We start from the raw sequence: 25,939 nt of genomic DNA, 5'->3' as shown, positions 1-25,939 counted from the left end.
CCGCCGCCCCTACCCGTCCCATCCCGTCCCCGGGGGCTGCCGGCCCCAGATCCCCGCTTCGGCCTGAACGGCCTCGTCCTCAAACGCCGGACGGGCTGAAAATGCCGGCCGGCATCTCCAGCCCCTCCGGCGTTTGAGGAGCGGGGGTTCGGGGGCGGAGCCCCCGAGGATGGGACGGGTAGGGGCGGCGGGGGCGAAAACCCGAGTGCCCCGCACGCCACCAACACGGCGTACAGGGCACCCGGCAACCACGACGAACCGACGGTTACACCGGTACGGAAGCCACCCCGGCCTCCAGGAACCGCTTCCCGTTCACCCGCTCGGAGACACCCTCCCGGTCCAGGTACGGCGTGACCCCGCCCAGGTGGAAGGGCCACCCCGCGCCGGTGATCAGGCACAGGTCGATGTCCTGGGCCTCGGCCACGACACCCTCGTCGAGCATGAGCCCGATCTCCTGGGCGACCGCGTCGAGCACCCGGTCCCGCACCTGCTCCTCGCTCAGCGCGACATCACCCTGCTTCAGCAGCGCGGCGACCTCGGGGTCCAACTCGGGCTTCCCGCTGTCGTACACGTAGAAGCCACGCTTGCCCGCCTTGACGACGGCGGCGAGGTTCGGGGAGACCGTGAAGCGGTCCGGGAACGCCCGGTTCAACGTCTCCGAGACGTGCAGACCGATCGCCGGGCCGACCAGCTCCAGCAGTACCAGCGGCGACATCGGCAGACCCAGCGGCTCCACCGCCTTCTCCGCGACCTCGACCGACGTACCCTCGTCGATCACGTTCTGGATCTCGCCCATGAAGCGGGTAAGGATACGGTTCACGACGAACGCCGGAGCGTCCTTCACGAGTACCGCGGTCTTCTTCAGCTTCTTGGCGACACCGAACGCCGTCGCCAGCGAGACGTCGTCGGTCTGCTCGCCGCGCACGATCTCCAGGAGCGGCAGGATCGCGACCGGGTTGAAGAAGTGGAAGCCCACAACCCGCTCGGGGTTCTTCAGCTTCGACGCCATCTCCGTCACCGACAGGGACGACGTGTTCGTCGCGAGGATCGCGTGCGCCGGGGCGACCGCCTCGACCTCCGCGAACACCTGCTGCTTGACGCCGATCTCCTCGAAGACGGCCTCGATGATGAAGTCGGCGTCGGAGAAGCCCTCCGCCTTGTCCAGGACACCCGTCACCAGGGCCTTGAGGCGGTTGGCCTTGTCCTGGTTGACGCGGCCCTTGAGCAGCAGCTTGTCGATCTCGGCGTGGACGTAGCCCACACCCTTGTCGACGCGCTCCTGGTCGATGTCGGTCAGCACGACCGGCACTTCGAGGCGGCGCAGGAAGAGCAGCGCGAGCTGCGAGGCCATCAGGCCCGCGCCGACGACGCCGACCTTGGTGACCGGACGCGCGAGCGACTTGTCCGGCGCGCCCGCCGGACGCTTGCCACGCTTCTGGACCAGGTTGAAGGCGTAGATGCCGGAGCGCAGTTCGCCACCCATGATCAGGTCGGCGAGCGCCACGTCCTCGGCGTCGTAGCCCTTCTGCAGGTCGCCGTCCTTGGCCGCGGCGATGATGTCCAGCGCGCGGTAGGCGGCCGGGGCGGCCCCGTGCACCTTGCTGTCGGCGACGGACCGGCCGCGCGCGACGGCCTGGTCCCAGGCCTCGCCACGGTCGATCGCCGGGCGCTCGACGACGATCTCGCCCTTGAGGACGGCGGCCGTCCACACCAGCGACTGCTCCAGGAAGTCCGCGCCCTCGAAGAGCGCGTCGGCGATCCCGAGGTCGTAGACCTGACCGCCCTTGAGCTGCTTGTTCTGGTTGAGCGAGTTCTCGATGATCACCGTGACGGCCTTGTCGGCGCCGATCAGGTTCGGCAGGAGCGTGCAGCCGCCCCAGCCGGGAACCAGACCGAGGAAGACCTCGGGCAGCGAGAAGGCCGGCAGGGCCGCGGAGACGGTCCGGTACGAGCAGTGCAGACCGACCTCGACGCCACCGCCCATGGCGGCGCCGTTGTAGTAGCCGAAGGTCGGGACCGCGATCTGGGCCAGCCGCTTGAAGACCTCGTGGCCGCCCTTGCCGATGGCGAGCGCGTCGGAGTGGTTCTTCAGGAGCTCGACGCCCTTGAGGTCCGCGCCGACCGCGAAGATGAACGGCTTGCCGGTGATACCCACACCGACGATCTCGCCGGCCGACGCCTCCTTCTCGACCTGGTCGATGGCGATGCTCAGGTTCGCCAGCGAGGCCGGGCCGAAGGTGGTCGGCTTGGTGTGGTCGAAGCCGTTGTCGAGCGTGATCAGCGCGAAGCGACCGGCGTTGAACGGGAGATCGAGGTGGCGTACGTGCGCGGACGTCACGACCTCGTCGGGGAACAGCTCGGCCGCGCCCTTGAGGAGTTCGGTGGTGCTCACTTGTCGCCTCCGGCGTCCTTGTGGTGCGGGTTCTCCCAGATGACGGTCGCGCCCATGCCGAAGCCGACGCACATGGTGGTGAGGCCGTAGCGGACCTCCGGCTGCTCCTCGAACTGGCGAGCGAGCTGCGTCATCAGACGCACACCCGACGAGGCGAGCGGGTGGCCGAAGGCGATGGCGCCGCCGTACTGGTTCACGCGCGCGTCGTCGTCCGCGATGCCGTAGTGGTCGAGGAAGGCCAGGACCTGGACGGCGAAGGCCTCGTTGACCTCGAACAGGCCGATGTCACCGATGCCGAGTCCGGCCTTGGCGAGGGCCTTCTCGGTCGCCGGGATCGGGCCGTAGCCCATGACCTCGGGCTCGACGCCGACGAAGGCGTACGAGACGAGGCGCATCTTGACGGGCAGGTCGTTCTCGCGCGCGAAGTCCTCGGACGCGATGATCGACGCGGTGGCGCCGTCGTTCAGACCGGCCGCGTTGCCGGCGGTGACCCGCCCGTGCACACGGAACGGCGTCTTCAGCCCGCTCAGGTTCTCCAGGGTGGTCCCCGGCCGCATCGGCTCGTCGGCGGTGACCAGGCCGAAGCCCGTCTCGCCGACCTCCGCGTTGGTGTTCCGTACGGAGATGGGCACCAGGTCCTGCTGGATCTTGCCGTTGGCGTACGCCTTGGCGGCCTTCTCCTGTGAGCGTACGGCGTACTCGTCGGCGCGCAGCTTGGTGATGTGCGGGTAACGGTCGTGCAGGTTCTCGGCGGTCATGCCCATGAACAGGGCCGACTCGTCGACGAGCTTCTCGCTCACGAACCGCGGGTTCGGGTCGACGCCCTCGCCCATGGGGTGGCGGCCCATGTGCTCGACGCCACCGGCGATGACGGCGTCGTACGCGCCGAAGGCGATCGAACCGGCGGCGGTGGTGACGGCGGTCAGCGCGCCCGCACACATCCGGTCGATGGAGTAACCCGGGACGGACTGCGGCAGCCCGGCGAGAATGCCCGCCGTGCGGCCCAGGGTCAGGCCCTGGTCGCCGATCTGCGTGGTCGCGGCGATGGCGACCTCGTCGATCTTCTTCGGGTCGAGAGCCGGGTTGCGGCGCAGCAGCTCCCGGATCGCCTTCACGACGAGGTCGTCGGCACGGGTCTCGTGGTAGATGCCCTTCGGGCCCGCCTTGCCGAACGGGGTGCGGACGCCGTCGACGAAGACGACATCCCTGACGGTACGAGGCACGATGGCTCTCCTCCAAAGGTGCGGGACGGCACTGCTGCGAAACGCAACCGCTGAGCGGGCGCTCACTCCCATGCTACTTGCGAGTAACCGCGCTGCCCACCCCCGAGGGGAGGAGCGGCGAACGTCACACGGCTCACATGTTACCGCCGGTAAGTCCGAGGCATCCTGCTGACCTGGGCCTATCGGGGCAGAAACGGCTGTGACCTGCTAGGACGGGGTTGATGAGGACGCCGGCTTCCTTCGGGGCCCGACACACGAAAGCCCTCAGGACAGGCAAAGGCTGACGCTGGGAGGGCGGGCCAGGAGGTGGAGAACCTCATGTCGGTGTAGGTGCGGCGGGTGTCGGTCACGGGGGAGTCGTGGACGGGCGCGGGTTGTTCGCCTCGGCCGGCTTCGACGTGCAGGTCGAGCGCGTTGAAACAGACGTTGAGTCGCCCGTCGGGAAACCAGTGGTGGAACGGGGTGCCGGAGGAGTCAAGGGCGCGTCGCGGAGCGACATCCCAGTCGATGCCCGCTGCCGCCTTCAGTCAGAAGCTCTCCGGGTCTTCGGTACTGGAGCGGAAGACGTCCTCGTACGTTCCCCTCGCGCACTCCTTTGTGGCATCGAGCGACGGTGGTGGGGCTGCGTGCGGAACGGTGTCGGACACATGTACCGCATGCCGGCCGGCATGGTCGAGCAGGATGCCGGAGACCGGCGGACCGGTCACCGGCATGGCGTGGTGCGGCGGCCTGGCCGTCAACAGGCCCGCCGTCAGATACAGCTTCTGCTCACGCGCCGAGGTGCTTGCGCAGCCAGTGACCCATCTGCTGGATCGCCTGGTCCACCTCGGGTACGCGCCCCGCGCCCAGGACGAACGAGTGCTGCCCTTCGGGCAGCGGGTGGACCTCGGAGACGACCTTGAAGTCCGCGAGGCGGCGGCCGAGTGCGGCGCCGTCGTCGGCGAGGGTCTCGTACTCGCCGTAGTGGACGGCCGTGGGGGGCAGGCCGGTCAGATCGGCGTTCGCGATGCTGATCGCGGGGTCGGCGAAGTCCACCGCGGGGTCCTGCAGCCAGGCTCCTCGGAAGAGTTCGAGGGTGTTCCTGCTGAGCATCCTGTCGCTGTCCTCGTTCTCGTCCACCGACGCGTTCTGGATGGTGAGGTCGGTCCACGGTGAGACGCTGACGATCGCGCCCGGAGTCGCCTCGCCCTTCGCGAGCAGGCGCAGCGGGAGCATCACCGCGAGGGTGCCGCCGATCGAGTGGCCCGTGCTGCCGATGTTCCGCGGCTCGTAGCCCTGCGAGAGCAGCCAGCGGTAGGCGGTCTCGGCGTCGTCGAGCTGTGCGGGGTAGGGGTTTTCGGGTGCCAGGCGGAAGTCCACGACGAGCGAGCGGGCTCCGGCCGCCTTCGCGATGTGGCCCGCGGCCTTGCGGTCGGAGTGCATGGAGGCGGTGACGGATCCGCCGAAGTGGAAGTGGAGCAGCGCCCTGTCGGGGTCGGCGCCCTCGGGGATGGCCCACAGGGCGGGGACGCCGTCGCGTCCACTTCGGCGTAGGTGACGCCTTCCGGCTCGGTCGACGCCTTGTGGTTCGAGTCGACGATGTCGCGGATGACGGCCAGGTCGAGGCCGGGTGTCGACGACTTCGCGCTCACGCTCGCGAGGAACTCCGCGAACTCGCGTGCCTCGGGGCTTACTCCCATGGTGGTGCCTTCTCGGACGGGTGCGGTGCGGGGTTCCCTCGCGGAAGCCGGGTCGATGCGCTGGTCATGATGCTACTGGCTGAGTATAGAAAAGTAAACTTAGGTGAGGTTGGAATCACCCCACGGATGCGCGGAGGCCCTTTACGGGGCATCGGGCATGGGTTGGTTGGCTCGTCGAGCGAGTGGTCATGCGGCGCGGTGGTGGGGCGTCAGGGTGGCGTGGATCTGGTCGCGGATGTCGGCGAGGACGGCTTCGTCGCTGCGGTGCAGGTACACGGTGGCGGTGGTGTTCATGTGGATGATCGCGGTGATCACCCGCGCCAGCGTGGCCGCGTCGGTGGCACCGATGTACTCGTTGCGGGTGAGCAGGCCGGTGATGCCGTCCTCGAGGTGGCCGGCAAGGGCCAGACCCGCTTGTCGGTAGGGCTCGGCCGGGTCGCCGAAGACGAGTTCGTGCAGGTACGTGCGGCCGTTCTCGTTGTGCTCCCTCACGCACTCCACCACGGGACGGATGAGGGCGACGACCGGCTCCAGCGCGCCCTGTCCGACGGCGTCGTTCGCGGCGGCGAGGCCGACGTCGATGGCGGCGGCGAACTTCTCGTTCTGCACCATGATCAGCAACTCGGCCTTCGTGGACGCGTACAGGTAGAGGGTGCCGATCGCGACGTCGGCCCGGTGGGCGATCTGCTGCGTCGTGACCCCGCTGACGCCGTGTTCGGCGAACAGCTCGCGGGCCGCGGTCATGATGCGCTCGCGCTTGGCTTGTTTGGCCCGCTCGCGGCGCCCGATCGGCAGGTGACCGCGTCCCATGGGGACCTCCCTTGACAATAATTCTGAGTCCACTCATAGTTGAGTGTACTCGGATTGATTGAACGAGGCGAGACCCCGGATGTCGTGCTGAATTGGCCGACCTGGTCTCGAACCTGGATAAATAGGATGAAAACAAGGAGAGACGCCCCATGAGAGCGTTCGTCGTCACCAAGTACAAGGAGCCGCTGCAGGAGGCGGACGTCCCCGAGCCCACCGTGGGGGAGCACGACGTGCTGGTGCGGGTGGAGGCTGCCGGGCTGAACCCGCTGGACGAGAAGATCCGCGCCGGTGAGTTCAAGCAGATCCTGCCCTACAAGCTGCCGCTGATCCTGGGCAACGACGTCGCGGGCACCGTCATCAGCGTCGGGGCGGCGGTTCGCGGCTTCAAGCCCGGAGACGAGGTCTACGGCCGGCCCGACCAGGACCGCATCGGCACGTTCGCCGAGCGCATCGCCGTCGCTGAGGGCGACGTGGCGCTCAAGCCCGTCTCGATCAGCATGGATGAGGCGGGCTCGCTGCCGCTGGTGGCGCTCACGGCGTGGCAGGCGCTGGTGGAGCGCGGGAAGGTGCGGCCCGGGCAGAAGGTTCTCATCCACGCCGGCGCCGGCGGGGTCGGTTCGATCGCGATCCAGCTCGCCTCGCACCTCGGTGCGAGCGTCGCCACGACCGCCAGTGGTTCCAACGCGGACTTCGTGCGCGCGCTCGGCGCGGACACGGTGATCGATTACCGCACCCAGGACTTCGAACAGCTCCTGACCGGCTACGACCTGGTGCTGGACAGCCTCGGTGGGGAGACGCTCGAGAAGTCCCTGCGGGTGCTCAAGCCCGGCGGCAAAGTTATCGGGATCGCCGGGCCCCCGGACCCCGCGTTCGCCCGCGAGGCCGGCCTGAACCCGCTGCTGCGCCTGGCGGTCGCAGGCCTGAGCGGCAAGATCCGCAGGCAGGCCAAGAAGCTCGGCGTGACGTACGAGTTCCTGCTCATGCGCGCCAGCGGCGACCAGCTCCGCCAGATCACCGCCCTCGTCGACCAGGGCGTGGTGCGCCCGGTCGTGGGCAGGGTGGTCGGCTTCGACCAGACCCCGCAGGCGCTGGAGTCCCTGTCCCGGGGTGGCATCCGCGGCAAGGCCGTCATCGGCAACAGCTGACCCGCCGTAACCACGCAGGGCGACACAGAACACACAGCGACACAAAACGCACGAGGAGAATCCGTCATGAGCAGCACCGGCACCCCGAACGAAGCCGTCATCACGTCCTACGCGAAGGCCCCGGCCCGCACCGTCAACGCCGGTGGCGTCACCTACGCCTACCGCGAGCTGGGACCGAAGGGTGGCATCCCCGTCGTCTTCTTCGTCCACCTCGCCGCGACCCTGGACAACTGGGACCCCCGCATCATCGATCCCATCGCGAAGGGCCGTCACGTCATCGCCTTCGACAACCGCGGTGTCGGGGGGTCCACCGGCCAGGTGCCGGACAGTGTCGAGGCGATGGCCGACGACGCCTACACCTTCATCAAGGCGCTCGGGCACGACAAGATCGACGTCTTCTCCTTCTCCCTCGGCGGCATGGTCGCTCAGGCCCTGGTGGTCAAGCACCCCGAGCTCGTCCGCAAGCTGGTCCTCACCGGCACCGGGCCCAAGGGCGGCAAGGACATGGACAAGGTCGCCAGAGTCACCTACTGGGACATCCTGCGCGCCACGTTGACCCGCTCGGACCCCAAGGAGTTCCTGTTCTTCAACCGCAACGCCACCGGCAAGCCCGCCGCGCGCGCGTTCGTCGACCGGCTCAAGGAGCGCACCGTCGACCGCGACGCGGACATCAAGACCAAGGCGTTCCAGACGCAGCTGAAGGCGATCAAGAAGTGGGGGCGCTCCACCCCCGACGACCTGTCGTCGATCACGCAGCCCACCCTGATCGCCAACGGCGACAACGACCGCATGGTGCCGTCGGTCCTGTCGGAGGACCTGCACCGGCGCATCAAGGGCAGTGAGCTGATCATCTATCCCGACTCCGGGCACGGCGGCATCTTCCAGTTCCACGACCGGTTCGCCCCCGTGGCGGTCGAGTTCCTCGCCCCGTGACAACCGCCTGACCAGGAAGAAAAGGGCAGCATCATGAGCACGTCACCGGCCGTCGCGCCCGGGGAAGTGAAGAAGCCTCTCACCTCCTCGATCCTGCTGTGGGTGCGCACCGACCAGCCCCGCCAGAAGGGCATGGACCACTGGAAGGGCCCGCACTCGGGGATCATCTCCGCCACCCCGGGCCTGGAGGAGTACCGGCAGATCCACCTCGCCGAGCACAACACGGGCCGGTGGCCGGCCATCGACGGGGTCCAGACGGCGATCCCCGCCGACCGGAAGGTCGACGGCGTCGCGGAAGTCACCTTCCGATCGGCGCTCGCACCCCTGAAGGGGCGCAAGCAGACGAAGCTGGCCTACGCCGACGAGATCAACGTGTTCCGCCGCACCCTGCTCTACGCCGGCCCGCCGAACTCCTCTCGGTGGTACGACGTCGCAGGCCCCGGAGAGGCGGTCGGTGCCCGCGCGCTGATCTACCTTCGCCGCAGGGACGGTGTCGGCGCCGGCGCCTTCCGGAAGTTCGTCAACGAGCAGCTCGCTCCCGCGCTCGCCGGCACCGGAGTGCTGAAGGAGCTGCGCACGCAGACGTTCCTGCCCTGGATCGAAAAGCTCTGGGACACCCCGGACGTCGCCCACGACAACCCCCACAACCAGCACTTCCACGCCTCGGTCGGCCTCGGGTTCACCGACACCGCGGCACGGGACGCCTTCTTCACCGGCAACGTGATCGAGGACCTGTCCAACCGGCTGGCACCGCAGGTCTCCGTGATCCACGCCTACGACGTCACCGCCGCCCTCACCTACGTCAAGAACGGCGACATCCTCCCGCACTACGAGGAGTGAGCGGCGCGCAGACGGGACGCGGGACCGCCGGATCTGCCCGGCAATCCACCCGCCCCGGGCTTCCTGGCCCTCCTCGCCGTCTGATACCCCTCACGCAGCTGGAGCCATGCCTTCGGTACCGTGGTCGGCCGGCGCACCAGCATCGCGGGCGAATTCGAGCGCGTCGGCGCCCGCGTCGGGGCACAGGCCGATTGACCAGGACTCACCCCCGTCGGCGCAGCCTGCACCCGCCGACACTGCTGCGGGTCGCGTTCGGGGAAGTGCCCTGGCGGTCGCTGGACGAACTGCACCGGACGATGCTCGACGAAGTGCTCGCCGAGCATGGCCTGACCGAGTGCACCGGCACAGACCGGGCCGAACTCGCGGCGCCTGGCACCGCCCGAGCCCGTGGCCCGACAGCCGCGATGGTCCGTCATCACGGTGGTACCGCGCTGCTGATCGGGCGGCCGCTGGGTCGACCGCCCATATCATCGGCGGCTCGACGACCGCGAGAAGGTGCGTGCCTCCTCGGCGCCGGCCAGCCGTTCGACCCCGTTGATCACGGGGACTCCGCGTGAAGAGATCAGGTCGGGACCGAAGAACAGGCTCAGGCGTTCGTGCTGTGCAGGTCCGGGTAAAGCGCCTCGACCGGGCCGCTCAGAGCCGCCTTGACCTGCGCGGTCAACTCGTCGGCCAAGACCTCGTATTCGCCGGCCTCGACGGCGTCGTAGACCGTCGTCACCAGCTGCGCCGGCGCCATCTTGGGTCCGTCGGCGTGCGCGGCCATACCGGTGTCGACGTAGCCCATGTGCACACCCGTCACATGGATGCCCATGGGGGCGAACTCGATGCGCAGCGAGTTGGTGGCCGACCACAGTGCGGCCTTGGACGCGCTGTAGGCACCGCCGAAGGCGTACCAGCTGGCAACGGAGTGCACGTCGACGAGGACCGCCCCCTGCTTGGCGGCGAGGACCGGTGCGAAGGCGCGGGCGAGGAAGACCGGTCCGAAGAAGTTCGTCTCCATGTTCGCCCGGATGTCCGCCTCGGTGACGTCCAGCAGGCTGGCGCTCGGCGGGATGGCGCCCGCGTTGTTGACGAGCACGGTGACGTCCGCCGCGGCGGCGACGGCCGCGTCGATCGACGCGGAGTCGGTGACGTCGAGGGTCAGCGGGACGATGCGTTCATCGTCCCAGGCGCGGGGGGAACGGGCGGTCGCGTAGACCTTGGCGGCGCCGCGAGCCAGGGCGTCGTGGACGAAGTGCGTGCCGATACCGCCATTGGCGCCGGTGACGAGGACGACTGCTCCATCGAGAGAGGGCATTGGTTCCTTCTTTCCAAGGGATGTGAGCTGCGTGGCTGTGCACGGATGGAGCAATGACTCCTCGCCCCGCCGTGGGAGAATGAGCGGAGCCACATTCGAGCCCACGCAGTAATGACTGTAATCATAACTGACTGCAGTCAGAATCTATTCCCGGAGGACACCGCCATGTCTGTCGCCTCCCAGTCGGTCGGACGGCGTGAGCGGAACAAGCAGGAAAAACTCGACCGCATCGTCGCTGCCGCCAGTGAACTGTTCGCCGAACACGGCGTCGACGAGGTCACGACCCAGCAGATCGCCGACAAGGCCGACATCGGCACCGGGACCCTGTTCCTCTATGCCAAGACCAAGGGCGAACTCCTCCTCCTTGTGCAGAACGCCAAGTACGCCGAAGCGCTCGAGCAGGGCCGGGCGGACGCCGAGACGATTCCCGGCGTGCTGGACGCGGTGCTGGCGATCGTCCGGCCGCTCGTGGAGTGCAACCGGAGCCAGATCGACAACGGACGCACCTACCTGCGGGAGATGGCCTTCGGCGACCCCGAGGAGCCCCGGCACAGCGCGGCACTCGTCATCGTCGCGCAGACCGAGGAGGCCATCGCCGCCGTGCTGCGCCGGGACGAGCGGGTCACAGAGGGCGACGCCGCGACGCTGGCACACATCGTGTCCGCCGTGATGTTCCTCAGCATGGCGGCGAGCGTGAACATCGCCTTGAGCGTCGACGAGATCGTGCAGGACATCCGGGGGCAGGTTGACGTCCTGCTGCCTCGCTGAAGCGCGGCCCAGCCTCAGGCCCCGGCGATCAGCAGGGTGGTCCTCGGCTGCGTCATCGCCCTGATTCACCGCACCGGAAACTCCTTGGCGTTCACTCCGGAAGCAGTTCGACGGCCCGCTCGGTGACCTCTTGCCGTAGAGCGGACCAAACGGCGCGTACGGCCGGGTGCGTCACCGCCTCGCGGCGGACGGCCAGGGTGATGGGGAGCCGGATGTCGATCTCGTCGGGGAGCAGTCGGCGCAGTTGCGTCCGCCGGGTCAGGTAGGCCGGCAGGACGCCGATGCCGGCTCCCCGCTGAGTGGCTTCGAGTTGGGCGAAGGCGTTCGTCGAGGAGACGGCGGGGGTCATGCCGGGAAGGTGGCGCTCGATGTCGAGGTCGCAGACCTGCAGCATCGACTCGATGGAGAAGATGAGCGGGTGCTCGCGCAGCTCGGCCACCGTCCCAGGTCGGCCGTACCGGGTGAGGTAGTCGTCGCAGGCGTAGAGCCCCAGCGTGTAGTCGGTGAGGTGCTCGGTCACCAGGCGGCTGCTGGAGGGAACGCCGATGACGAGAGCGAGATCGAAACCGGACGGCCGCAGAGCGAGCTGCCGTGTCGCGGTGATGAGTTCGACCTGGAGCTGGGGGTGTCGGCGGCGTACCCGTACGAGGGCGGGTGTGGGTACCGTCCCGGATCCGACGACCGACCTGACCCTGTCGATGCCTGCCCGGCTGACCGCCGACACCGGCGTCGACGCGCTCACCCATGCCGTCGAGGCGTATGTGAGCCGGAAGGCAAATCCGTTCTCCGACGGCCTCGCCCTGAGCGCGATCCGGACCATCGGCCGCCACCTCCGGCGCGTCTACGCCGACGGGGGAGACCTCAGGGCTCGCGAGGCGATGATGCTCGCCGCGACCCAGGCCGGCATCGCCTTCTCCAACGCCGGCGTGGCGCTGGTGCACGGCATGAGCCGTCCGATCGGCGCCCACTTCCACGTCGCCCACGGTCTGTCGAACGCGATGCTCTTCCCCGCGGTGACCGCGTTCTCCGTGCCCGCCGCCGCGAGCCGGTACGCCGACTGCGCCCGCGCCCTCGGAGCCGCCACCGACGGCGACAGCGACGCCCTGGCCGCCGACAAGCTCGTGGAGGCGCTCCGCGCCCTGTGCCAGGATCTTGGGGTGCCCACCCCCCAAGCCCACGGCATCGACAAGGACGAGTGGTTCCGGCTGTTGCCCCTCATGGCCGAGCAGGCGCTCGCGTCCGGATCCCCGGCCAACAACCCCGTCGTACCCACCGTGGACGAGATCCAGGATCTCTACGCGCAGATCTACGCCTGACAACCGGCGAGTGAGGAACGTGATGGCCACGACAGCAGGTCCGCGCGGACGACGAGGTGACGACCGATGAGTGATACGGCTGCGGTCGAGATTCTCGCCGACGTCCACCGGGGCGTCGGCCGCATCCTTTTGAACCGGCCCAAGGCGCTCAACGCCCTGACAACGGGCATGGTCGTCGCCATCGACCGTGTGCTCGCCGAGTGGGAGCACACACCGCTGTCGGCTGTGGTGCTCGCCAGTACCAGCACGAAGGCGTTCTGTGCAGGTGGAGACATCCGCACGATCCGCGAGCACAGCCTCGCCGGGGACGCCGAGGCCAGTGAGCGGTTCTTCGCCTCCGAGTACCGGCTCAACGCCCGGATCGCCGAGTATCCGGTCCCGGTCGTGTCGCTCATCGACGGGCTGTGCATGGGCGGCGGTCTCGGTCTGTCCGTCCACGGCGGCTTCCGCGTCGTCACCGAGAGCGCGGTGCTGGCGATGCCGGAGACCGGGATCGGGTTCTTCCCGGACGTCGGGGCCAGCTACTTCCTGCCGAGGCTGCCCGGCGCGATCGGCATGTACCTGGGCCTGACCGGGCACCGGCTCGACGCGGCCGACGCCCTGTACACGGGTATGGCCACGCACTTCGTCCCCGCGGACGGGCTCGACGCGGTCATCGATGCCCTGGCCGACAACCCCGGCGACCCGGTGGACGTGGTCCTGAACCGCCTCGCCGGCCGATCCCCGGTGGCGGGCAGCGGGCTGGCGGAGGTGCGCGGGGACGTGGACCGGGCGTTCGGCGCGCCGACCCTCGGCGAGATCGAGAAACGCCTGCGCCACCTCGACACCCCCTGGGCGGCAACCGCGCTGGCCGCCCTGGAGTCCGCCTCGCCGCAGAGCCTGGAGATCACGCACGCCCTGCTGGTCCGGGGCAGACAGCACACGTTGCGCGAGTGTCTGGCCACCGAGCTCATCCTCACGCGCACGACCATCCGTACGCCGGACTTCCTGGAGGGTGTCCGTGCGGCCCTGGTCGACAAGGACCGCGCTCCCGACTGGCAACGTGCGTCGCTCGGCGGACGGACACCGCCGGCCTGAGCATGTCTGCCCACGCATGCGTGGCGGTCCGTCCGACGTGATCGCACTCCTGACAGGTCGCGGGTGCGAGGGCTCGACCACGGCTCGGGGCGTCGTGGGCTGTGTGGCGCGTGGTGTCGCGAGCCGTACGGCATGAGGAATGGCACGGGGACGCCTGCGGCGGCGGCTCTCCGTGACCGTGGTCGCCATTGGATCGCCGACGGCGACGGCGACCCTGGACCCTCCGTTGACCGTGCCGCACGGAAGGTCGGCGGCCGGACTGCTCTCAGTCGTTGTCCGGCGCCGTCAAGACCACGACCTCGCCGCCCTTGGTGCGGCCCTGCTCGACGTGCGCCATCGCATCGAGCGTCTGGTCGAACGGGAAGGTGCTGTCGATGACCGGGCGGAGCTTCCCGCTGTCGTAGAGGGCGTCGAGTTTGCGCAGCTGGGAGCCATTGGCCTGCATGAAGAAGGGCTGGTGGCGCACGCCCAGCGACTTGGCCTCCGCTCCGCCTGGCCGCGGGCTTGGTGGGGGCGGACCTCGGTACTCCGGTGCGGTTGCCGCAGCGGGACATGGACCGCCGGCGGCGGTTGTGGGCGAGGAGCGGTTCAGAAGGCGCGGGGCGCACATACCCGCTCGCCCGTGGCATTGGGCCCCGTTGAATGGCCCGTCTCAGGATTCCGGGTCAAGGCCCTGTGAGGCAGTCAGGGCTTTGTGGGTCGATTCCAGGATCCTCTCCGACAGTTCTGTGCCCGCCGTGGCCCGGGCGAGCAGGATCGCGCCGACCAGGGTGGCCACCATGGGAAGGCCGTCGTTGGTGTCGGCGGACAGCCACGCGGCGAATTCCTCGACTCCGCCCGCGTATGTCTCGCGCACCGCCCCGGCTGTGGGCTCGCGAGCCATGTCCCCTGCGAATCCGGCGGTGGGGCAACCGGTGCCGGGCTGGTCACGGTGCTCGGCCGACAGGTAGAAGTCGACGAGGGCGCCGCGCGCGGTGTCGTGATCGCCGTGGGCCGTGTCGAACGACGCCAGGAGCAGGTCGAGGTCCCCGAAAGCGGCTTGAGCCGCCTCGGCCACCAGAGCCTCCTTGGAGGGGAACTGCTTGTAGAAGCCGCCCGTCGTCAGCCCGATGGACTTCATCAGCTCGGCGACGCTGATGCCGTTCACGCCACGTTCCCGGAAGAGCTGGGAGGCCGCGGCGACCGCGCGCCTGCGGTTCTCGAGCGCTTGTGCTTGCGAAACGCGACTCATCAGTCACCTGCCCGCGATAGATAATTGGATGCATCTATCGTATGCGAAGTGTCGGACGACCGACCGTAGCCCTCACTTTCCGTACGGCCACTCTCGTTGTCGCAAGTCCCACCCCAGGCGCCGGACGGGCGGCGATCTCTTCCATGATGGCCGTGGTGTCCTTGGTGTACGCCTGCTTGGTGGCGCCCGCGCAGCGGCCGATCTCGTCGAGCAGGGCGGCGGATCAGCCAGGTTGAGTGGCTGATCGTGGCACCAATAGCTGAGTATTAAAAAGTAAACCCAAAAGCGGTTAGAATCGCTCCCATGGATGCGTGGACCGAAGTTCCTCAAGGCGCCGGCATGGACCCCCGCCTCGACCGGGACATGTCGAACTGCTCGATTGCCCGGACTCTTGAGGTCGTGGGTGAGAAGTGGACGATCCTGATCCTGCGTGAGGTCTGGTACGGCTCGTCCCGGTTCAGCGACTTCGAACGTGTCCTCGGCTGCCCTCGCAACCTCCTCGCGGCGCGGCTGCGGATGCTGGTGGAAGAAGGGATTCTGGCCGTCGAGACCTACAAGGAGCCCGGTTCGCGAAGTCGGCCGAAGTATGTGATCACGCCCAAGGGCATGGATCTGGTCCCGGCGGTGATGGGGCTCCTGCAGTGGGGTGACCGCTACCGCGCCGACCCGGAGGGCCCGGCCATGCTGTCGCGGCACCGTGGATGCGGCGCGCGCGTCGACGCCCGGATCCGCTGCGAACAGGGCCACGCCGTGCAGGCGCAGGACATCGAGAGCATCCCTGGCCCCGCCTTTCGTATGAGGCCCGCCGAGTGAGCTGAGGAGTCGTCCGTCAGCTTTCAGTAATCCGGCCGCTCTGTCGTGTGCGCGCCTGATGGAGGCGTACCTCGGTGCGGTTTCCGCAGCGGGGCATCTCGAGCACCAGCGGCGGTTGCGGGCGGGGGAGCGGTCCAGGACCGACGTTGTCGAAGTAGACGTCGATGCCGTCCGGCGCCGCCTGCGTCAGCTGCTCGGCGACCGGCCCGTTCTTGTAGTTGAACGCCGCGTCGTAGCCGTACTCCTCGACCAGCAGCTTGACCTTCTCGTCCGAGCCCGTGCTGCCGATCACCCGGCCGGCGCCTTCCAGCTTGGCGATCTGGCCGACCTGGGTGCTGATGGCACCCGCCGCGCCGGAGACGAAGACCGTGTCGCCCTCCTTGATCTTCGCGAACCGCTCGAGCCCGATGTGGGCGGTGAGGCCCGGGACGCCGAGCACGCCCAGCTAGGCGGTGAGAGGTGCGAGACGCGGGTCCACTTTCTGGGCGGTCCAGTGAATGGAAAGGACTGCCCAGTGAACTGGAAGGACTGTCCAATGGGCAGAAAGGTCTGTCTGGTGCAGTTGCCGCTTCCGAAAGAAGAACGAACCGCAGACGGCGGACCCGGAAGCTATCGGGGGCAGGCTGCGTCGAGCAGGTCGCGCGCCGCCCGCTTGGCTGCCTCGGCAGCGGCGTCGGCGCGTTCGAGGCGTGTCGCCGCCAGGGTGCCGTCAATGAGAACCGTGAGCTGGAATGCGAGCATGTCGGGGTCCGTGGCGCCGGCCGCGGCCGCCAGGTCGCGCACCCAGTCGCGTACGGCGCGCTTGTGCTCGACGGTGATGGTGTGCGCGGTGGTGCCGGGGGAGTACTCCGCCGCCGCGTTGATGAACGCGCAGCCCAGCGTGCCCTCCCGCGCCGCGTGTTCCATCGCGACGAAAAGGCCGAAGAGCTGGTCGCGTGGGTCGTCGCCGGCCGTGAGCGCCGCCGAGCGCAGCTGGCGTCGCCAGCTGTCGTCCATGCGTCGCAGGTAGGCGGCGACCACCTCGTCCTTGCTGGGGAACTGCTTGTACAGCGTGGCCTTGGCGACTCCCGACTCGGCGATCAGCCGGTCCACTCCCACCGCGTGGATGCCGTGGGCGTAGAACAGCTCGCACGCCGTGTCGAGAATGCGGTCCCGGGCCGGGCGTCGCTCGATCGCGGTCCTCATGAGATGCAAGTTAACAGACAGGTCTGTCTGCTTCAATGGACAGGCACCGTTCAGCTCCCCCGGAGGGGGGCTGCTCTTTCATCCGTGAGGAGAGTTCGATGGGCAGCATTGATGGCCTGGATCTCGGGACATTCGGGGTCTACACCTTCGACTTCGAGGTCCAGCCGGCGGCGCTGATACGCGAGTCGGTTCAGGAACTCGAGGATCAGGGGTGGCGGGCGTTGTGGATTCCCGAGCTCCTCGGGCGCGACGCGCTCACGCATGCCGGCTATCTGCTCTCCACCACTGAGCACATGCGCGTCGTCAACGGCATCGCGCAGATCTGGTCACGCGGGGCCCGGTGGGCGTACGGCGCCGCCCTCCTGCTGGCCGACGCCTACCCCGACCGGCACGTGCTCGGTCTGGGATTCGGAGGCGGGCAGGGGCTGGGGGCCAAGCCTCTGGCGGCCATGACGGCGTACCTCGACGAGATGGACGCGGTCGAGACTCCCAACCCGCTGCCGAAGACTCCGATGCGCCGCATCATGGCCGCGTACGGGCCCAAAATGCTTGCGCTGGCTCGCGAACGCACGGCCGGCGCGCAGACCTATCACGTCAATGTGGCGCACACCGCGCAGGCGCGCGAGATCCTCGGGCCGGACGCGTTCCTGGGCGTCGAGCACGCGGTGCTGTTCGAGTCGGACCCCGACAAGGCCCGCGCGATCGCGCGCGAACACCTGTACGTCTATCTGAACTCCCCTTACAACATCGCGAAGTTCCGTCGCCTGGGCTACTCGGAGGAGGAGATCGCCGGTGGCAGCGACCGCATCGTCGACGACCTCGTGTTCTGGGGCGACCTGGACACCATCGTCGAGAAGCTCCACGCCCATGTCGAGGCCGGAGCCGATCATGTCGCGGTGCAGGTGATCGGGATCGAGCCGGGCGAGTCCGCGATGCCGTACTGGCGCATGCTCGGCGAGGCACTCCTGCCCCCGGGCGGCACCACCTGATCCGCGGTTCGCGCAGGGCGCCGCGACGGTGACGGGTCGCGGCGCCTGTGCCCGGGGTGGCCTGCCGAGGAGACCGCGCGGCGGGTGTCGTGCGGACGGGGAGCGGAGATCCTCGCGGAGGATCCTGCCCGACGCGGACCTGTGGACGGCGTCGATGAAATCGACCCGCCGGACCTTCTTGTACGGGGCGACCGGCGCGCGACGAACTCGATGACCTCGTCCGCGGCGAGGTCGTGCCCGGCCTGCGGACGACGAAGGCCCTGGAGGATCAGGACCGGGCCGAGAGCGCGGCGTGGCCCGCACGCAACGAGGGTTCGTCGATCTTACCGACCGGGTTCGTCGGGATGGCTTCCACCACGAAGAACGTGGTCGGGCGCTTGTAGCCGGTGAGACTGCGCGCGCAGAGGGCTTCCAGTGCCGACGGATCGACGGTCGACCCCGATCGCGGCTGGACGTAGGCGACCACCACCTCTCCCGACTCTTCGTCGGGTACGCCGATCACGGCGGCCTGCCTTGGTCAGCCGCTTCGCAGCCGTGACGGTCTGCTCCCCTGTGGCCACCACGGCGGGGTTGTAGCCGTTGGCGGGAGGCATGCCCCGGGGCGTACGAGGTGGCGCATCGTCACGTCTTACTCATCCGGGTCCCAGGCGCTGAGCTGCTCGAAGAGACGTCGGTCGCCGTCGAGCTGCAGGGAGTTGATCGGAATACGGTCGTACAGGATGAAGACCAGCTCGCTGGCTGTGCCCCGAGCGGAGGCGGCGGCCGCGACCGGGTCCTGGCCGGCAGCGGTGGCCGGGATGGTGCCGGGCCCGGGGAGGCGGGTGGTCCGTGCGCCGTCGGCGGAGAGCGAGAGGCGCCAGGAGCGGCCCTCGGAGGCGTGGAAGTCGACGGCAGCGGGCTTGTGCGGCCAGGCACTCGTCGTCGCGACGCAGGTGGACAGGAACTCGTCGACACCGTCGAGCGCCACCTCGGCCGGCAGCGGCTGCGGGGCACCTACGGTGATCTGGGCGTCGTAGGTGTGCACCGCGAACTGCTGGAGCTGGTGCCGAGCTACGGCACCGGAGGTCTGCGGCGACTGCGACGTCCCCCACCACGTCCAGCAACCGCGATCCGGGCCGGCCTTCCGCAATGCGTCCAGCAGTTGCTCCGTGGACTCCGCCAACCAGGCCAGCAGGGCCTCGCGCTCCCGAGGCGCAGCCGGAGCGCCCTCCGCTGCGGACTTGGCCGGAGCAGGCCCTGCGGCGACGGTGGCGGCCCAGTCGCGGCGCCCCTCGCCGATGTGCTGCGCCAGATCGAACAGCGTCCACTCGGGGCAGGTCGGCACCTGTACGTCGAGGCTGGGTGCGGAGGCGACCGCGGCGCGGAAGGCGGTCGACCGTTCGTCGATCAGTCGCAACAGATCGGGGAACTCGAGTGTCATTGTCACCCGGAATCTCTATCACTCCGTTCCGACAATCGGACAGCGATTTTCACAGCCGCCATCGCGGGCGGACCCTCACCACCGCGGGGAGATGATGGAGGCACTCTCCGCCGCCGACCGTGCGTCACACACGGCCATTCTCGTGGATGTTCATCTGTGAGAGTTCCGCGACAGGCCTCGGAGTGACCGCGTTGCCGCAGATCACCGTTCGCGGGAATCCTCTCACGACCCGCACGTTGTGCGAGGCGCTTCTGAGGGGCTGCCGCCATGGATCTCATGCCCGATCAGGCCGTATTGGCGGTAGCACGTCACGACTCTTCATCACCCGTTCCGGCCACGAGGACGAGCTGATCCACCGGAGCACCCTGCGCGACGCGTGCACCCTGACCACAGGAGGCACACGTCAGACGCTGGTCGGTGTCGAGGTGGGCTTGGGCCGGCTCGGACGATGGACGCGCCCGGTGCGGATCGCCGCCACACTCCAGGCACCCTTGCTGCGCTTGGCGAAGGTACGGGCCGCTCTGGCGGGGTGGTCCGAGCGGCTCCCGGGATCGCCGCGCGAGCCGGACCCCGATGGACGTTCCCCGGTGATCGCAGCCGCCCGCGACCGCCAACGTCGGCCCCTGGCCGCGACGGCCCTCACCGGACCCGATCCGTACGAGATGACGGGATCCCTTCCGGCGTGGGGCGCCACCCTGCGCGGCACAGCCGGATGCAGTGCTCAAGCCCCCGTGCGCACGGCCCGGTCGCCGCCTTCGGCCTCGACACCCTCGGGCTCGGTGCCGCCGAGGCAGAGGAGTACACGGAGGAGCCGACGGGGCGTCGGCCCGCCGTCGCTGATGGCTGAGCGGGCATAGATCACGGCGCCGGGGCGCTGAAGGCGATGTCCGGGGAACCGTTGCCGAGGTGGTGGACCAGATGCGCCTCCCTCCTGCACCGGCTCCCCTGCGGCGGGCGGTGACGGATGCTGCCGCTGTCGAGTTGATGAACAGGTAGTTCGATCGGGAGCGAGCCGGCCCCTCGCGGGAGCCGGCGGCCCCAGTGGAAAGGAATCCGTCCATGGACGAGCAGGGTGAGCGCTTCGACGTCGTCGTACTCGGCGCGGGCCCCGGCGGGTACGTGGCCGCCATCCGGGCCGCCCAACTGGGCAAGAGCGTCGCGGTCGTCGAGGAGAAGTACTGGGGCGGCGTCTGTCTGAACGTGGGCTGTATCCCCACCAAGGCCCTGCTGCGCAACGCCGAGCTCGCGCACATCTTCACGCGCGAGGCGAAGACCTTCGGCATCAAGGTCGAGGGCGAGGTCTCCTTCGACTACGGGGAGGCCTTCCGCCGCAGCCGTAAGGTCGCGGACGGCCGGGTCAAGGGCGTCCACTACCTGATGAAGAAGAACAAGATCACGGAGATCGGCGGTCGCGGCACGTTCCTCGACCCGCACACGCTCCAGGTGGCCGACTACGAGGGCAACACCCGCACCATCGGCTTCGACCACTGCGTCATCGCCGCCGGGGCGAGCCCCAAGCTGCTGCCCGGCACGCGCCGTACGTCCCGAGTGGTGACGTTCGAGGAGCAGATCCTCGCCGAGGACCTGCCGCGGTCGATCGTGATCGCCGGTGCCGGGGCCATCGGCGTCGAGTTCGCCTACGTGCTGCACAACTACGGCGTGAAGGTCACCGTCGTCGAGTTCCTGGACCGGATCGCCCCGCTGGAGGACGCCGAGGTCTCCGCCGAACTGGCCAAGCAGTACCGGAAGTTGGGCATCGGCGTCCTCACCTCGACCCGCGTCGAGTCGATCGACGAGTCAGGACCGCAGGTCCGTGTCACGGTCACCGGCAAGGACGGCGCCCAGCGGGTCCTGGAGGCCGACAAGGTCCTGCAGGCGATCGGCTTCGCGCCGAACGTCACCGGTTACGGCCTGGAGAAGACCGGAGTGCGTGTCACCGAACGCGGCGCGATCGACGTCGACGGCCGCTGCCGCACTTCCGTGCCGCACATCTACGCCATCGGGGACGTCACCGCGAAGCTGATGCTCGCGCACGCCGCCGAGGCGATGGGCGTGGTCGCCGCCGAGACGATCGCGGACGCGGAGACCATGGAGCTGGACTACGTGATGATCCCGCGGTCCACCTTCTGCCAGCCGCAGATCGCCAGCTTCGGCTACACCGAGGCCCAGGCGAGGGAGAAGGGGTACGACGTCCAGGTCGCCAAGTTCCCGTTCACCGCGAACGCCAAGGCCCACGGCCTCGGGGATGCGACCGGCTTCGTGAAGCTGATCAGCGACGCCAAGTACGGCGAGCTCCTCGGCGCCCATCTCATCGGCCCCGACGTCACCGAGCTCCTCCCCGAACTGACCCTGGCCCAGCAGTGGGACCTCACCGTCCACGAGGTCGCCCGCAACGTCCACGCCCACCCCACCCTGGGCGAGGCCGTCAAGGAAGCCGTCCACGGCCTCGCGGGCCACATGATCAACATGTAGCAGGGGGCTCGGCGCAGCGGCGACAGGGCACCTTGGCGCGCGGATCGGTTTCGCGACCTCCGGCTGCCAAGGGGCCCTGATCCCTCTCCCCGACGGTGACGCCGACGCGCCGTGCTCGACGGTGATCGAGGAGTCGGAGTCGGGCGGACCGGGCGGACGTCGACGCTGCAGGTGAGGACCGCGTAGCGCGGGGATTCGGCCGTGGGCTCCGGGGACGGTGTGAAGGCGCCGTCGTAGCAGTCGTGCCCGGTCGCGGGGGCGAAGATCACATCCAGGCGGGTGGCGTCCGGACCCGGCCAGGTGACCAGAATGTCGAGGCCCAGGTCATGGCCCAGCAGGCGGAACTCATGCGGGTCCGGCGCGCCCGGCCACGCCGGGGCGGGGAGGCCGTCGGCCTGCCGCGCGATCGTGAGGTCGGCGAGGATGCGGGTGTTGGGAACTCCGGTGACACGGACCGGCACGAGGTGGTCCGGCGAGGTCAGCGCCGTCCTCAGGGCGTCGATGCCGGTGACGTCGGTTCCCCAGCCCAGTTCCGGTCCCTGGGCGAGTTCGACGGGGCGGGCCGGGGAGGTGGTCAGGACGACGTCGTAACGGTAGCGGGTGAGTTCGTTGGGGGCGGTGCCTGGCTTGGTCCGGATGCCGACGGCCGTGACCGTGCCCGGCCGGGCGGTGAGGGTCGTGAAGTACTCGGGTGCGACGAGGAGTTCGTTCTCCGCCGCGGTCGCGGCGTCGATCAGGGCCCGCAGGGAGGCGGGGTCGGCGTCGGGCGAACGGTGGGCCTGTGCACCGGCCGCGAGGCAGCGCTGCAGGCGCAGGTTGCGCACGTCACCGACGTAGAGACGTCCGCCGGGCGCGAGCAGGCCGAGGGCGGTGGTCAGGACGCGGGTGAGGTAGGCCTCGCTGGGGAAGTACCGCACGACCGAGTTGAGAACGACGACGCCGAACGACCCGGGGGTGAAGGGACCGGTCTTATGCGCGGGCTGCGCGATCAGTTCGGTCCGCTCGCGCAGTTGGGGGTGTGCCGCTCATGCCGGCCGAGCGTGGTCACGGCCACCGGTGACAGGTCGGTGCCCACATAACGTTCGCAGTGCGGTGCCAGGCGGGTCAGCAGGGCGCCGCTGCCGACGCCGATCTCCAGTACCCGGCGCGGCCGGAGCGCCTGGAGGCGGTCCACCACGGCGTCACGCCACTCGCGCATCTCGCCCACCGGAATGGGGGCGCCGTCGTAGCTGCTGTCCCAGCCCGAGAAGTCCTCGCCCATCGCGTCCCAGGACCCGGTGTAGGAGGCGTCGTAGACACCGCGCCAGGTCTCCAGCCACTCGGACTCGGCCCGGTCTGCCGGCGTTCCGGCCGGGTGCTGCTCGGCGGGGGAGCGCAGACGTTCGTCGGCGCGTCGCTGTTCGGTGTCGCGGTCCTCGATCTCGGGGTCGGGGACCGCGTCGGGGCAGGTGGTCCTCGACGAGACGCAACGGCTGGTTGAACCAGGCCCGCAGCGTCCACAGGGTCAGCAGCACCCCGCTGACGACGATCACCAGGTCGCGGACGTCCGGGGGTGGCCGGACACAACCACCTCTCAGGACGCGGCCAGGAACACGTGGTCGTGGGGTCGGCGCAGGAGACTGTCGCGCCGCAACACGCGGGTGGCGATCCGGACGCGGGAGGCCGCGGCGGCGCAGTAGAAGGCGTGGATGTGGTCGAGGACGGCCTCGCGCTGGGTCGCGGATCCGGGGATGCCCTCCAGTGCGAGGTCCACGTGGTGGTGCTCCTCCGCCGAGCCGTCGGGAGCGAGATGGGTGGCGCGGAAGGCGCACAGCAGACGGCCGGTGGACGGAAGTCGCCGGAGACGGCAGCTGATGTGACTCTCGGGGTAGTGGACGTCGATCGTCTCGTCCACGCAGGACACGTGCATGGCGTGGGCGAGCCGTGGGTCGCCGATCACCAGCACGAAGCGCAGCGCGAGGCCGCGGACGATCGCGGGGCGCGGCCGGGGCCGCTCCGGTACGGGCGAGTGCATGAGATCTCTCCTCGTGGGTGGGCTTCGTGCGGTGGGAGGCCTGTGGGGCCGACCGGGGGTCGGTCAGGGCGCCGTCGTGTCGAGTCGGGCGGTCATGGCGTGGCGGAGCCCGTCGGCCCCGGTGTGTGCGCTGTTCCAGTGCGCGCACTGGTCGAGCCCGCGTTGTGTTCCTTCCCGGTGGGTCTCCCCGAGGACTCGCTTGATGCCCTCCATGACGTGCGTGGGGTGCCGGCCGAGTTCGCCGACGAGGGTGCGGGCCGCGTCGTGCAGTGCCGCGGAGCCGGCGTACACGTCGTTGACCAGGCCGATGCGCTCGGCGCGTTGGGCGTCGATGGTTCTGCCGGTGAAGGCCAGCTCGCGCAGGTGCCCCTGGTTGATCACCAGGGGAAGCCGCTGCAGACCGCCGAGGTCGGCGACGACCCCCAACTCGGCCTCGGGCAGTGAGAACCGGGCGTGACTGGTGGCGTAGCGGATGTCGCAGGCGCTGACCAGTTCCAGAGCGGCCCCGGTGCACTCGCCGTCGATGAGGGCGACGACCGGCTTGGGGCAGTCCGCGACAGCGGTCACCGCGTGCTGGAGGCGCCGTACGTCGTCGTCCATGAAGGTACGGGTGCCGGAGCGCTCGGCGCGCCGCAGACGTACGACGTACCAGCGCAGGTCCATGCCGACGGAGAAGGTGTCGCCCTCTCCGACGAGGGCGACGGCACGGATGTCGTCGCGGGTACGGACGGTCGCCATGAAGTCTCGTAGGTCGTCCCAGAACGTGCCGCCGAGCGCGTTCCCCTTGCCGCTGCCGACGATGGTGACCGTAGCGAGTCCGTGGTCCACGCCGATGTGGAGGGGTGCGTCGCTCATCGCGCGCCCACGACGGCGGTGCCGGGGGTGGGGCGTGCCGGGGCCGGCACCGCCGGGGTCATTCGGTAGAGCACCTCCGGGGCGTGGGTCCCGTCGCCGGGAAAGTTCTCGGCGGCGAACAGGACTTCGCTGTGGACGTCGAGCCCGCGTTCGTGGGCGAAGCGCCGCAGCATGAGGGCGACGGCGCGGTTTCCGGGGTTGATGGTGGTCTCCAGGCAGGTGGCTCCTCGCTGGGCGGCGCGATCGGCGAGCTCGTGCATCATCCGTACGGCGAGGCCGGGTGCGTGGTGGCCGGGGTCGACGGCCGACTGCCAGGCCATGAGGGTGTCCGGCAGGGCGGGTCGCACGTAAGCGGTGACGAAGCCGACGATCTGCCCGTCCGAGGTGGCCGCGACGATGGAGGTGTCGGCGAAGTCGCGGAACCAGAGGTTGTAGTAGTAGAGGCTGTTGGTGTCCAGAATGTCGGAGTCGCGCACGAGTCGCCAGACCGCTGGCGCGTCTTCCGGGCGGGGCGAGCGCAGGGTGATGTGGTGGGTGTCGAGGTCACTCATGCAGGCCTTTCGCTGTCTCGGATGAAGCTGCGATGAATTCCGCGGGGAGATGTGCACGCATGCCGGGGTGAAGCTATTGGTGATCTTCATGCCGGCGTGCGCCGAAAGGGTTGACGGGAGGGTTTTTCCATCGGTCCGGATAATGCGATCAAATCTGTCTAGCACGGTACGGCGGAACCGCGCCAGTGCCAGCCGGATTTTCTTATTCGGACCTGGCGGCGTGGTTTTGGGCGGATGGCCGGGGCGCCCTGTGGCTGATTCTGTGGAGAATTCACCGTCTCGATCATGCTCTGGAAGTTGACTCGGCGTCTCTGGTCGAGAGGCGCGCTGACGGTGCGAAAAGGGCCTCATTGGCGGTTTTTCATGTGCTGCGGGGCTGAGAGCGGCAAGCGGTTCCCGGTCTGGGAGAAGAATTTGGCATAACTGAAAATTAACCGGCCATGGGTTCTTTTCAGACACTTCCTGAGTGTCGGACATGGGGTCGAAGATCGGGGCTACCCGACCTTCGACCACAAATTGGCTGAACCCGTTATGTCAGTCGCGACGGAACGATGATTCAAAGAGACGAGGGACGTTCATGAGGAGACCGCCCCGGCAGAAGTTATTTTCACGGAGCGCGTTTCCACCGGACCTCCCTTCCGCTGTTGTGATGCGGTCTGTTTCCTGAGGAACCGGTAATCACTCGCCTTTTTTCTGCGTTGCCGGAACACTAATACGTCGGGCTGTTTCGCCCGGCGGCGGCACTCTGCGGCCCGCCCGTTCCCGGCACCGTTTTCGTCAGCTGCGGGGACACCCGGGAGGCCCCCGAAGTCACCCAGCGCGCCGGCTCGCCGTAGCCGCTGCCGGGCCTGAAGCGGCCCTCTCTGCCGCGTGCCCGGCCGCACCGGCGACCGTCGCGGCCCCGCCGTTCACCCCTCGTCCGGCGC

General features: G+C 69.0%; 25 protein-coding genes and 2 pseudogenes. 9 read left to right on the top strand and 18 right to left on the bottom strand.

Annotated features, from left to right (window positions below):
* Positions 1–265 precede the first annotated feature (265 nt).
* The 5 genes from ACW4TU_RS08845 to ACW4TU_RS08825 form a co-directional block, all read right to left on the bottom strand.
* A complete protein-coding gene (locus tag ACW4TU_RS08845; RefSeq protein ID WP_457426350.1) occupies positions 266–2,392 on the bottom strand; it encodes a 3-hydroxyacyl-CoA dehydrogenase NAD-binding domain-containing protein in 2,127 nt (708 codons plus the stop codon).
* A complete protein-coding gene (locus ACW4TU_RS08840; protein WP_457426348.1) occupies positions 2,389–3,615 on the bottom strand; it encodes a thiolase family protein in 1,227 nt (408 codons plus the stop codon). Before ACW4TU_RS08840 ends, ACW4TU_RS08845 begins: the two co-directional genes overlap by 4 nt.
* A gap of 179 nt (positions 3,616–3,794) precedes the next feature.
* Entirely contained in the window at positions 3,795–4,124 is a 330-nt protein-coding gene (locus ACW4TU_RS08835; RefSeq protein WP_457429991.1) for an acetyl-coenzyme A synthetase N-terminal domain-containing protein, read from the bottom strand.
* Positions 4,125–4,383: 259 nt separating this feature from the next.
* On the bottom strand, positions 4,384–5,037 hold the full coding sequence (locus ACW4TU_RS08830) for an alpha/beta hydrolase fold domain-containing protein (protein WP_457426346.1): 654 nt from the start codon (positions 5,035–5,037) through the stop codon (positions 4,384–4,386).
* 443 nt (positions 5,038–5,480) lie between these two features.
* A complete protein-coding gene (locus ACW4TU_RS08825; protein WP_457426344.1) occupies positions 5,481–6,104 on the bottom strand; it encodes a TetR/AcrR family transcriptional regulator in 624 nt (207 codons plus the stop codon).
* A 149-nt stretch (positions 6,105–6,253) separates the two neighbouring features.
* Between ACW4TU_RS08825 and ACW4TU_RS08820 the strand changes: the two genes are divergently transcribed.
* The 3 genes from ACW4TU_RS08820 to ACW4TU_RS08810 all read left to right on the top strand — a co-directional run bounded on the left by ACW4TU_RS08820 (position 6,254) and on the right by ACW4TU_RS08810 (position 9,022).
* Complete coding sequence (locus ACW4TU_RS08820) at positions 6,254–7,249, top strand: NADP-dependent oxidoreductase (protein ID WP_457426342.1); 996 nt, start codon at positions 6,254–6,256, stop codon at positions 7,247–7,249.
* A gap of 66 nt (positions 7,250–7,315) precedes the next feature.
* On the top strand, positions 7,316–8,182 hold the full coding sequence (locus ACW4TU_RS08815) for an alpha/beta fold hydrolase (protein WP_457426340.1): 867 nt from the start codon (positions 7,316–7,318) through the stop codon (positions 8,180–8,182).
* A 33-nt stretch (positions 8,183–8,215) separates the two neighbouring features.
* Positions 8,216–9,022 carry a strictosidine synthase gene (locus ACW4TU_RS08810; protein WP_457426338.1) on the top strand — a complete coding sequence of 269 codons (807 nt, stop codon included), beginning with the start codon at positions 8,216–8,218 and terminating at the stop codon, positions 9,020–9,022.
* A 586-nt stretch (positions 9,023–9,608) separates the two neighbouring features.
* Here the strand turns inward: ACW4TU_RS08810 and ACW4TU_RS08805 are convergent.
* The gene (locus tag ACW4TU_RS08805; protein WP_457426336.1) at positions 9,609–10,322 is read right to left on the bottom strand and encodes an SDR family oxidoreductase; all 714 of its coding nucleotides are present in this window, start codon (positions 10,320–10,322) and stop codon (positions 9,609–9,611) included.
* 165 nt (positions 10,323–10,487) lie between these two features.
* Between ACW4TU_RS08805 and ACW4TU_RS08800 the strand changes: the two genes are divergently transcribed.
* Positions 10,488–11,090, top strand: coding sequence for a TetR/AcrR family transcriptional regulator (locus ACW4TU_RS08800; protein ID WP_457426334.1), 603 nt, complete (start codon positions 10,488–10,490; stop codon positions 11,088–11,090).
* Between the two features lie 91 nt (positions 11,091–11,181).
* Here ACW4TU_RS08800 and ACW4TU_RS08795 read toward each other — a convergent pair whose 3' ends face one another.
* Entirely contained in the window at positions 11,182–11,832 is a 651-nt protein-coding gene (locus tag ACW4TU_RS08795) for a LysR substrate-binding domain-containing protein (protein WP_457426332.1), read from the bottom strand.
* On the opposite strand from ACW4TU_RS08795, the gene ACW4TU_RS08790 reads away from it, so the two are divergent.
* Positions 11,789–12,406: a dehydroquinate synthase/iron-containing alcohol dehydrogenase family protein gene (locus tag ACW4TU_RS08790; protein WP_457426330.1), complete on the top strand. Its 618-nt coding sequence runs from the start codon at positions 11,789–11,791 to the stop codon at positions 12,404–12,406. The genes ACW4TU_RS08795 and ACW4TU_RS08790 overlap by 44 nt on opposite strands.
* A gap of 66 nt (positions 12,407–12,472) precedes the next feature.
* A complete protein-coding gene (locus ACW4TU_RS08785) occupies positions 12,473–13,483 on the top strand; it encodes an enoyl-CoA hydratase/isomerase family protein (protein ID WP_457426328.1) in 1,011 nt (336 codons plus the stop codon).
* Between the two features lie 265 nt (positions 13,484–13,748).
* Here the strand turns inward: ACW4TU_RS08785 and ACW4TU_RS08780 are convergent, their stop codons facing one another.
* The 3 genes and pseudogenes from ACW4TU_RS08780 to ACW4TU_RS08770 all read right to left on the bottom strand — a co-directional run.
* The gene (locus ACW4TU_RS08780; protein ID WP_457426326.1) at positions 13,749–13,949 is read right to left on the bottom strand and encodes a zinc-binding dehydrogenase; all 201 of its coding nucleotides are present in this window, start codon (positions 13,947–13,949) and stop codon (positions 13,749–13,751) included.
* 186 nt (positions 13,950–14,135) lie between these two features.
* Positions 14,136–14,630, bottom strand: a complete 495-nt coding sequence (locus ACW4TU_RS08775; protein WP_457426324.1) for a TetR family transcriptional regulator — start codon at positions 14,628–14,630, stop codon at positions 14,136–14,138.
* A gap of 199 nt (positions 14,631–14,829) precedes the next feature.
* A pseudogene (locus ACW4TU_RS08770) lies at positions 14,830–14,937 on the bottom strand (TetR/AcrR family transcriptional regulator); the annotation flags it as partial.
* Positions 14,938–15,053: 116 nt separating this feature from the next.
* Here ACW4TU_RS08770 and ACW4TU_RS08765 point away from each other — a divergent pair.
* Complete coding sequence (locus ACW4TU_RS08765) at positions 15,054–15,527, top strand: winged helix-turn-helix transcriptional regulator (RefSeq protein ID WP_457429989.1); 474 nt, start codon at positions 15,054–15,056, stop codon at positions 15,525–15,527.
* Between the two features lie 139 nt (positions 15,528–15,666).
* On the opposite strand, the pseudogene ACW4TU_RS08760 reads toward ACW4TU_RS08765, so the two are convergent.
* A pseudogene (locus ACW4TU_RS08760) lies at positions 15,667–16,014 on the bottom strand (zinc-binding dehydrogenase); the annotation flags it as partial.
* Positions 16,015–16,136: 122 nt separating this feature from the next.
* Positions 16,137–16,712: a TetR/AcrR family transcriptional regulator gene (locus tag ACW4TU_RS08755; RefSeq protein ID WP_457426322.1), complete on the bottom strand. Its 576-nt coding sequence runs from the start codon at positions 16,710–16,712 to the stop codon at positions 16,137–16,139.
* Between the two features lie 98 nt (positions 16,713–16,810).
* Here ACW4TU_RS08755 and ACW4TU_RS08750 point away from each other — a divergent pair, with 98 nt between their 5' ends.
* Positions 16,811–17,701, top strand: a complete 891-nt coding sequence (locus tag ACW4TU_RS08750) for a TIGR03620 family F420-dependent LLM class oxidoreductase (protein ID WP_457426320.1) — start codon at positions 16,811–16,813, stop codon at positions 17,699–17,701.
* A 268-nt stretch (positions 17,702–17,969) separates the two neighbouring features.
* Here ACW4TU_RS08750 and ACW4TU_RS08745 read toward each other — a convergent pair whose 3' ends face one another.
* Entirely contained in the window at positions 17,970–18,203 is a 234-nt protein-coding gene (locus ACW4TU_RS08745; RefSeq protein ID WP_457426318.1) for an AMP-binding enzyme, read from the bottom strand.
* Between the two features lie 126 nt (positions 18,204–18,329).
* On the bottom strand, positions 18,330–19,127 hold the full coding sequence (locus ACW4TU_RS08740) for a maleylpyruvate isomerase family mycothiol-dependent enzyme (protein WP_457426317.1): 798 nt from the start codon (positions 19,125–19,127) through the stop codon (positions 18,330–18,332).
* Between the two features lie 1,053 nt (positions 19,128–20,180).
* Between ACW4TU_RS08740 and lpdA the strand changes: the two genes are divergently transcribed.
* Positions 20,181–21,593: a dihydrolipoyl dehydrogenase gene (gene lpdA / locus ACW4TU_RS08735; protein WP_457426315.1), complete on the top strand. Its 1,413-nt coding sequence runs from the start codon at positions 20,181–20,183 to the stop codon at positions 21,591–21,593.
* Between the two features lie 988 nt (positions 21,594–22,581).
* Here lpdA and ACW4TU_RS08730 read toward each other — a convergent pair.
* From ACW4TU_RS08730 to ectA, 4 genes are all read right to left on the bottom strand, one after another.
* Positions 22,582–22,854 carry a class I SAM-dependent methyltransferase gene (locus ACW4TU_RS08730; protein ID WP_457426313.1) on the bottom strand — a complete coding sequence of 91 codons (273 nt, stop codon included), beginning with the start codon at positions 22,852–22,854 and terminating at the stop codon, positions 22,582–22,584.
* 312 nt (positions 22,855–23,166) lie between these two features.
* Complete coding sequence (locus ACW4TU_RS08725) at positions 23,167–23,607, bottom strand: hypothetical protein (protein WP_457426311.1); 441 nt, start codon at positions 23,605–23,607, stop codon at positions 23,167–23,169.
* 63 nt (positions 23,608–23,670) lie between these two features.
* Positions 23,671–24,462 (bottom strand): enoyl-CoA hydratase-related protein, encoded by a 792-nt coding sequence (locus ACW4TU_RS08720; RefSeq protein WP_457426309.1) that lies wholly within the window; start codon positions 24,460–24,462, stop codon positions 23,671–23,673.
* On the bottom strand, positions 24,459–25,013 hold the full coding sequence (gene ectA / locus ACW4TU_RS08715; RefSeq protein ID WP_457426307.1) for a diaminobutyrate acetyltransferase: 555 nt from the start codon (positions 25,011–25,013) through the stop codon (positions 24,459–24,461). The genes ACW4TU_RS08720 and ectA overlap by 4 nt, the downstream gene beginning before the upstream one ends.
* Between the last annotated feature and the right edge of the window lie 926 nt (positions 25,014–25,939).

The organism is Streptomyces kryoterrae (genome assembly GCF_054072135.1).
The sequence above is the reverse complement of the archived record's forward strand: the minus strand, read 5'-3'. Positions and strand labels throughout refer to the sequence as shown.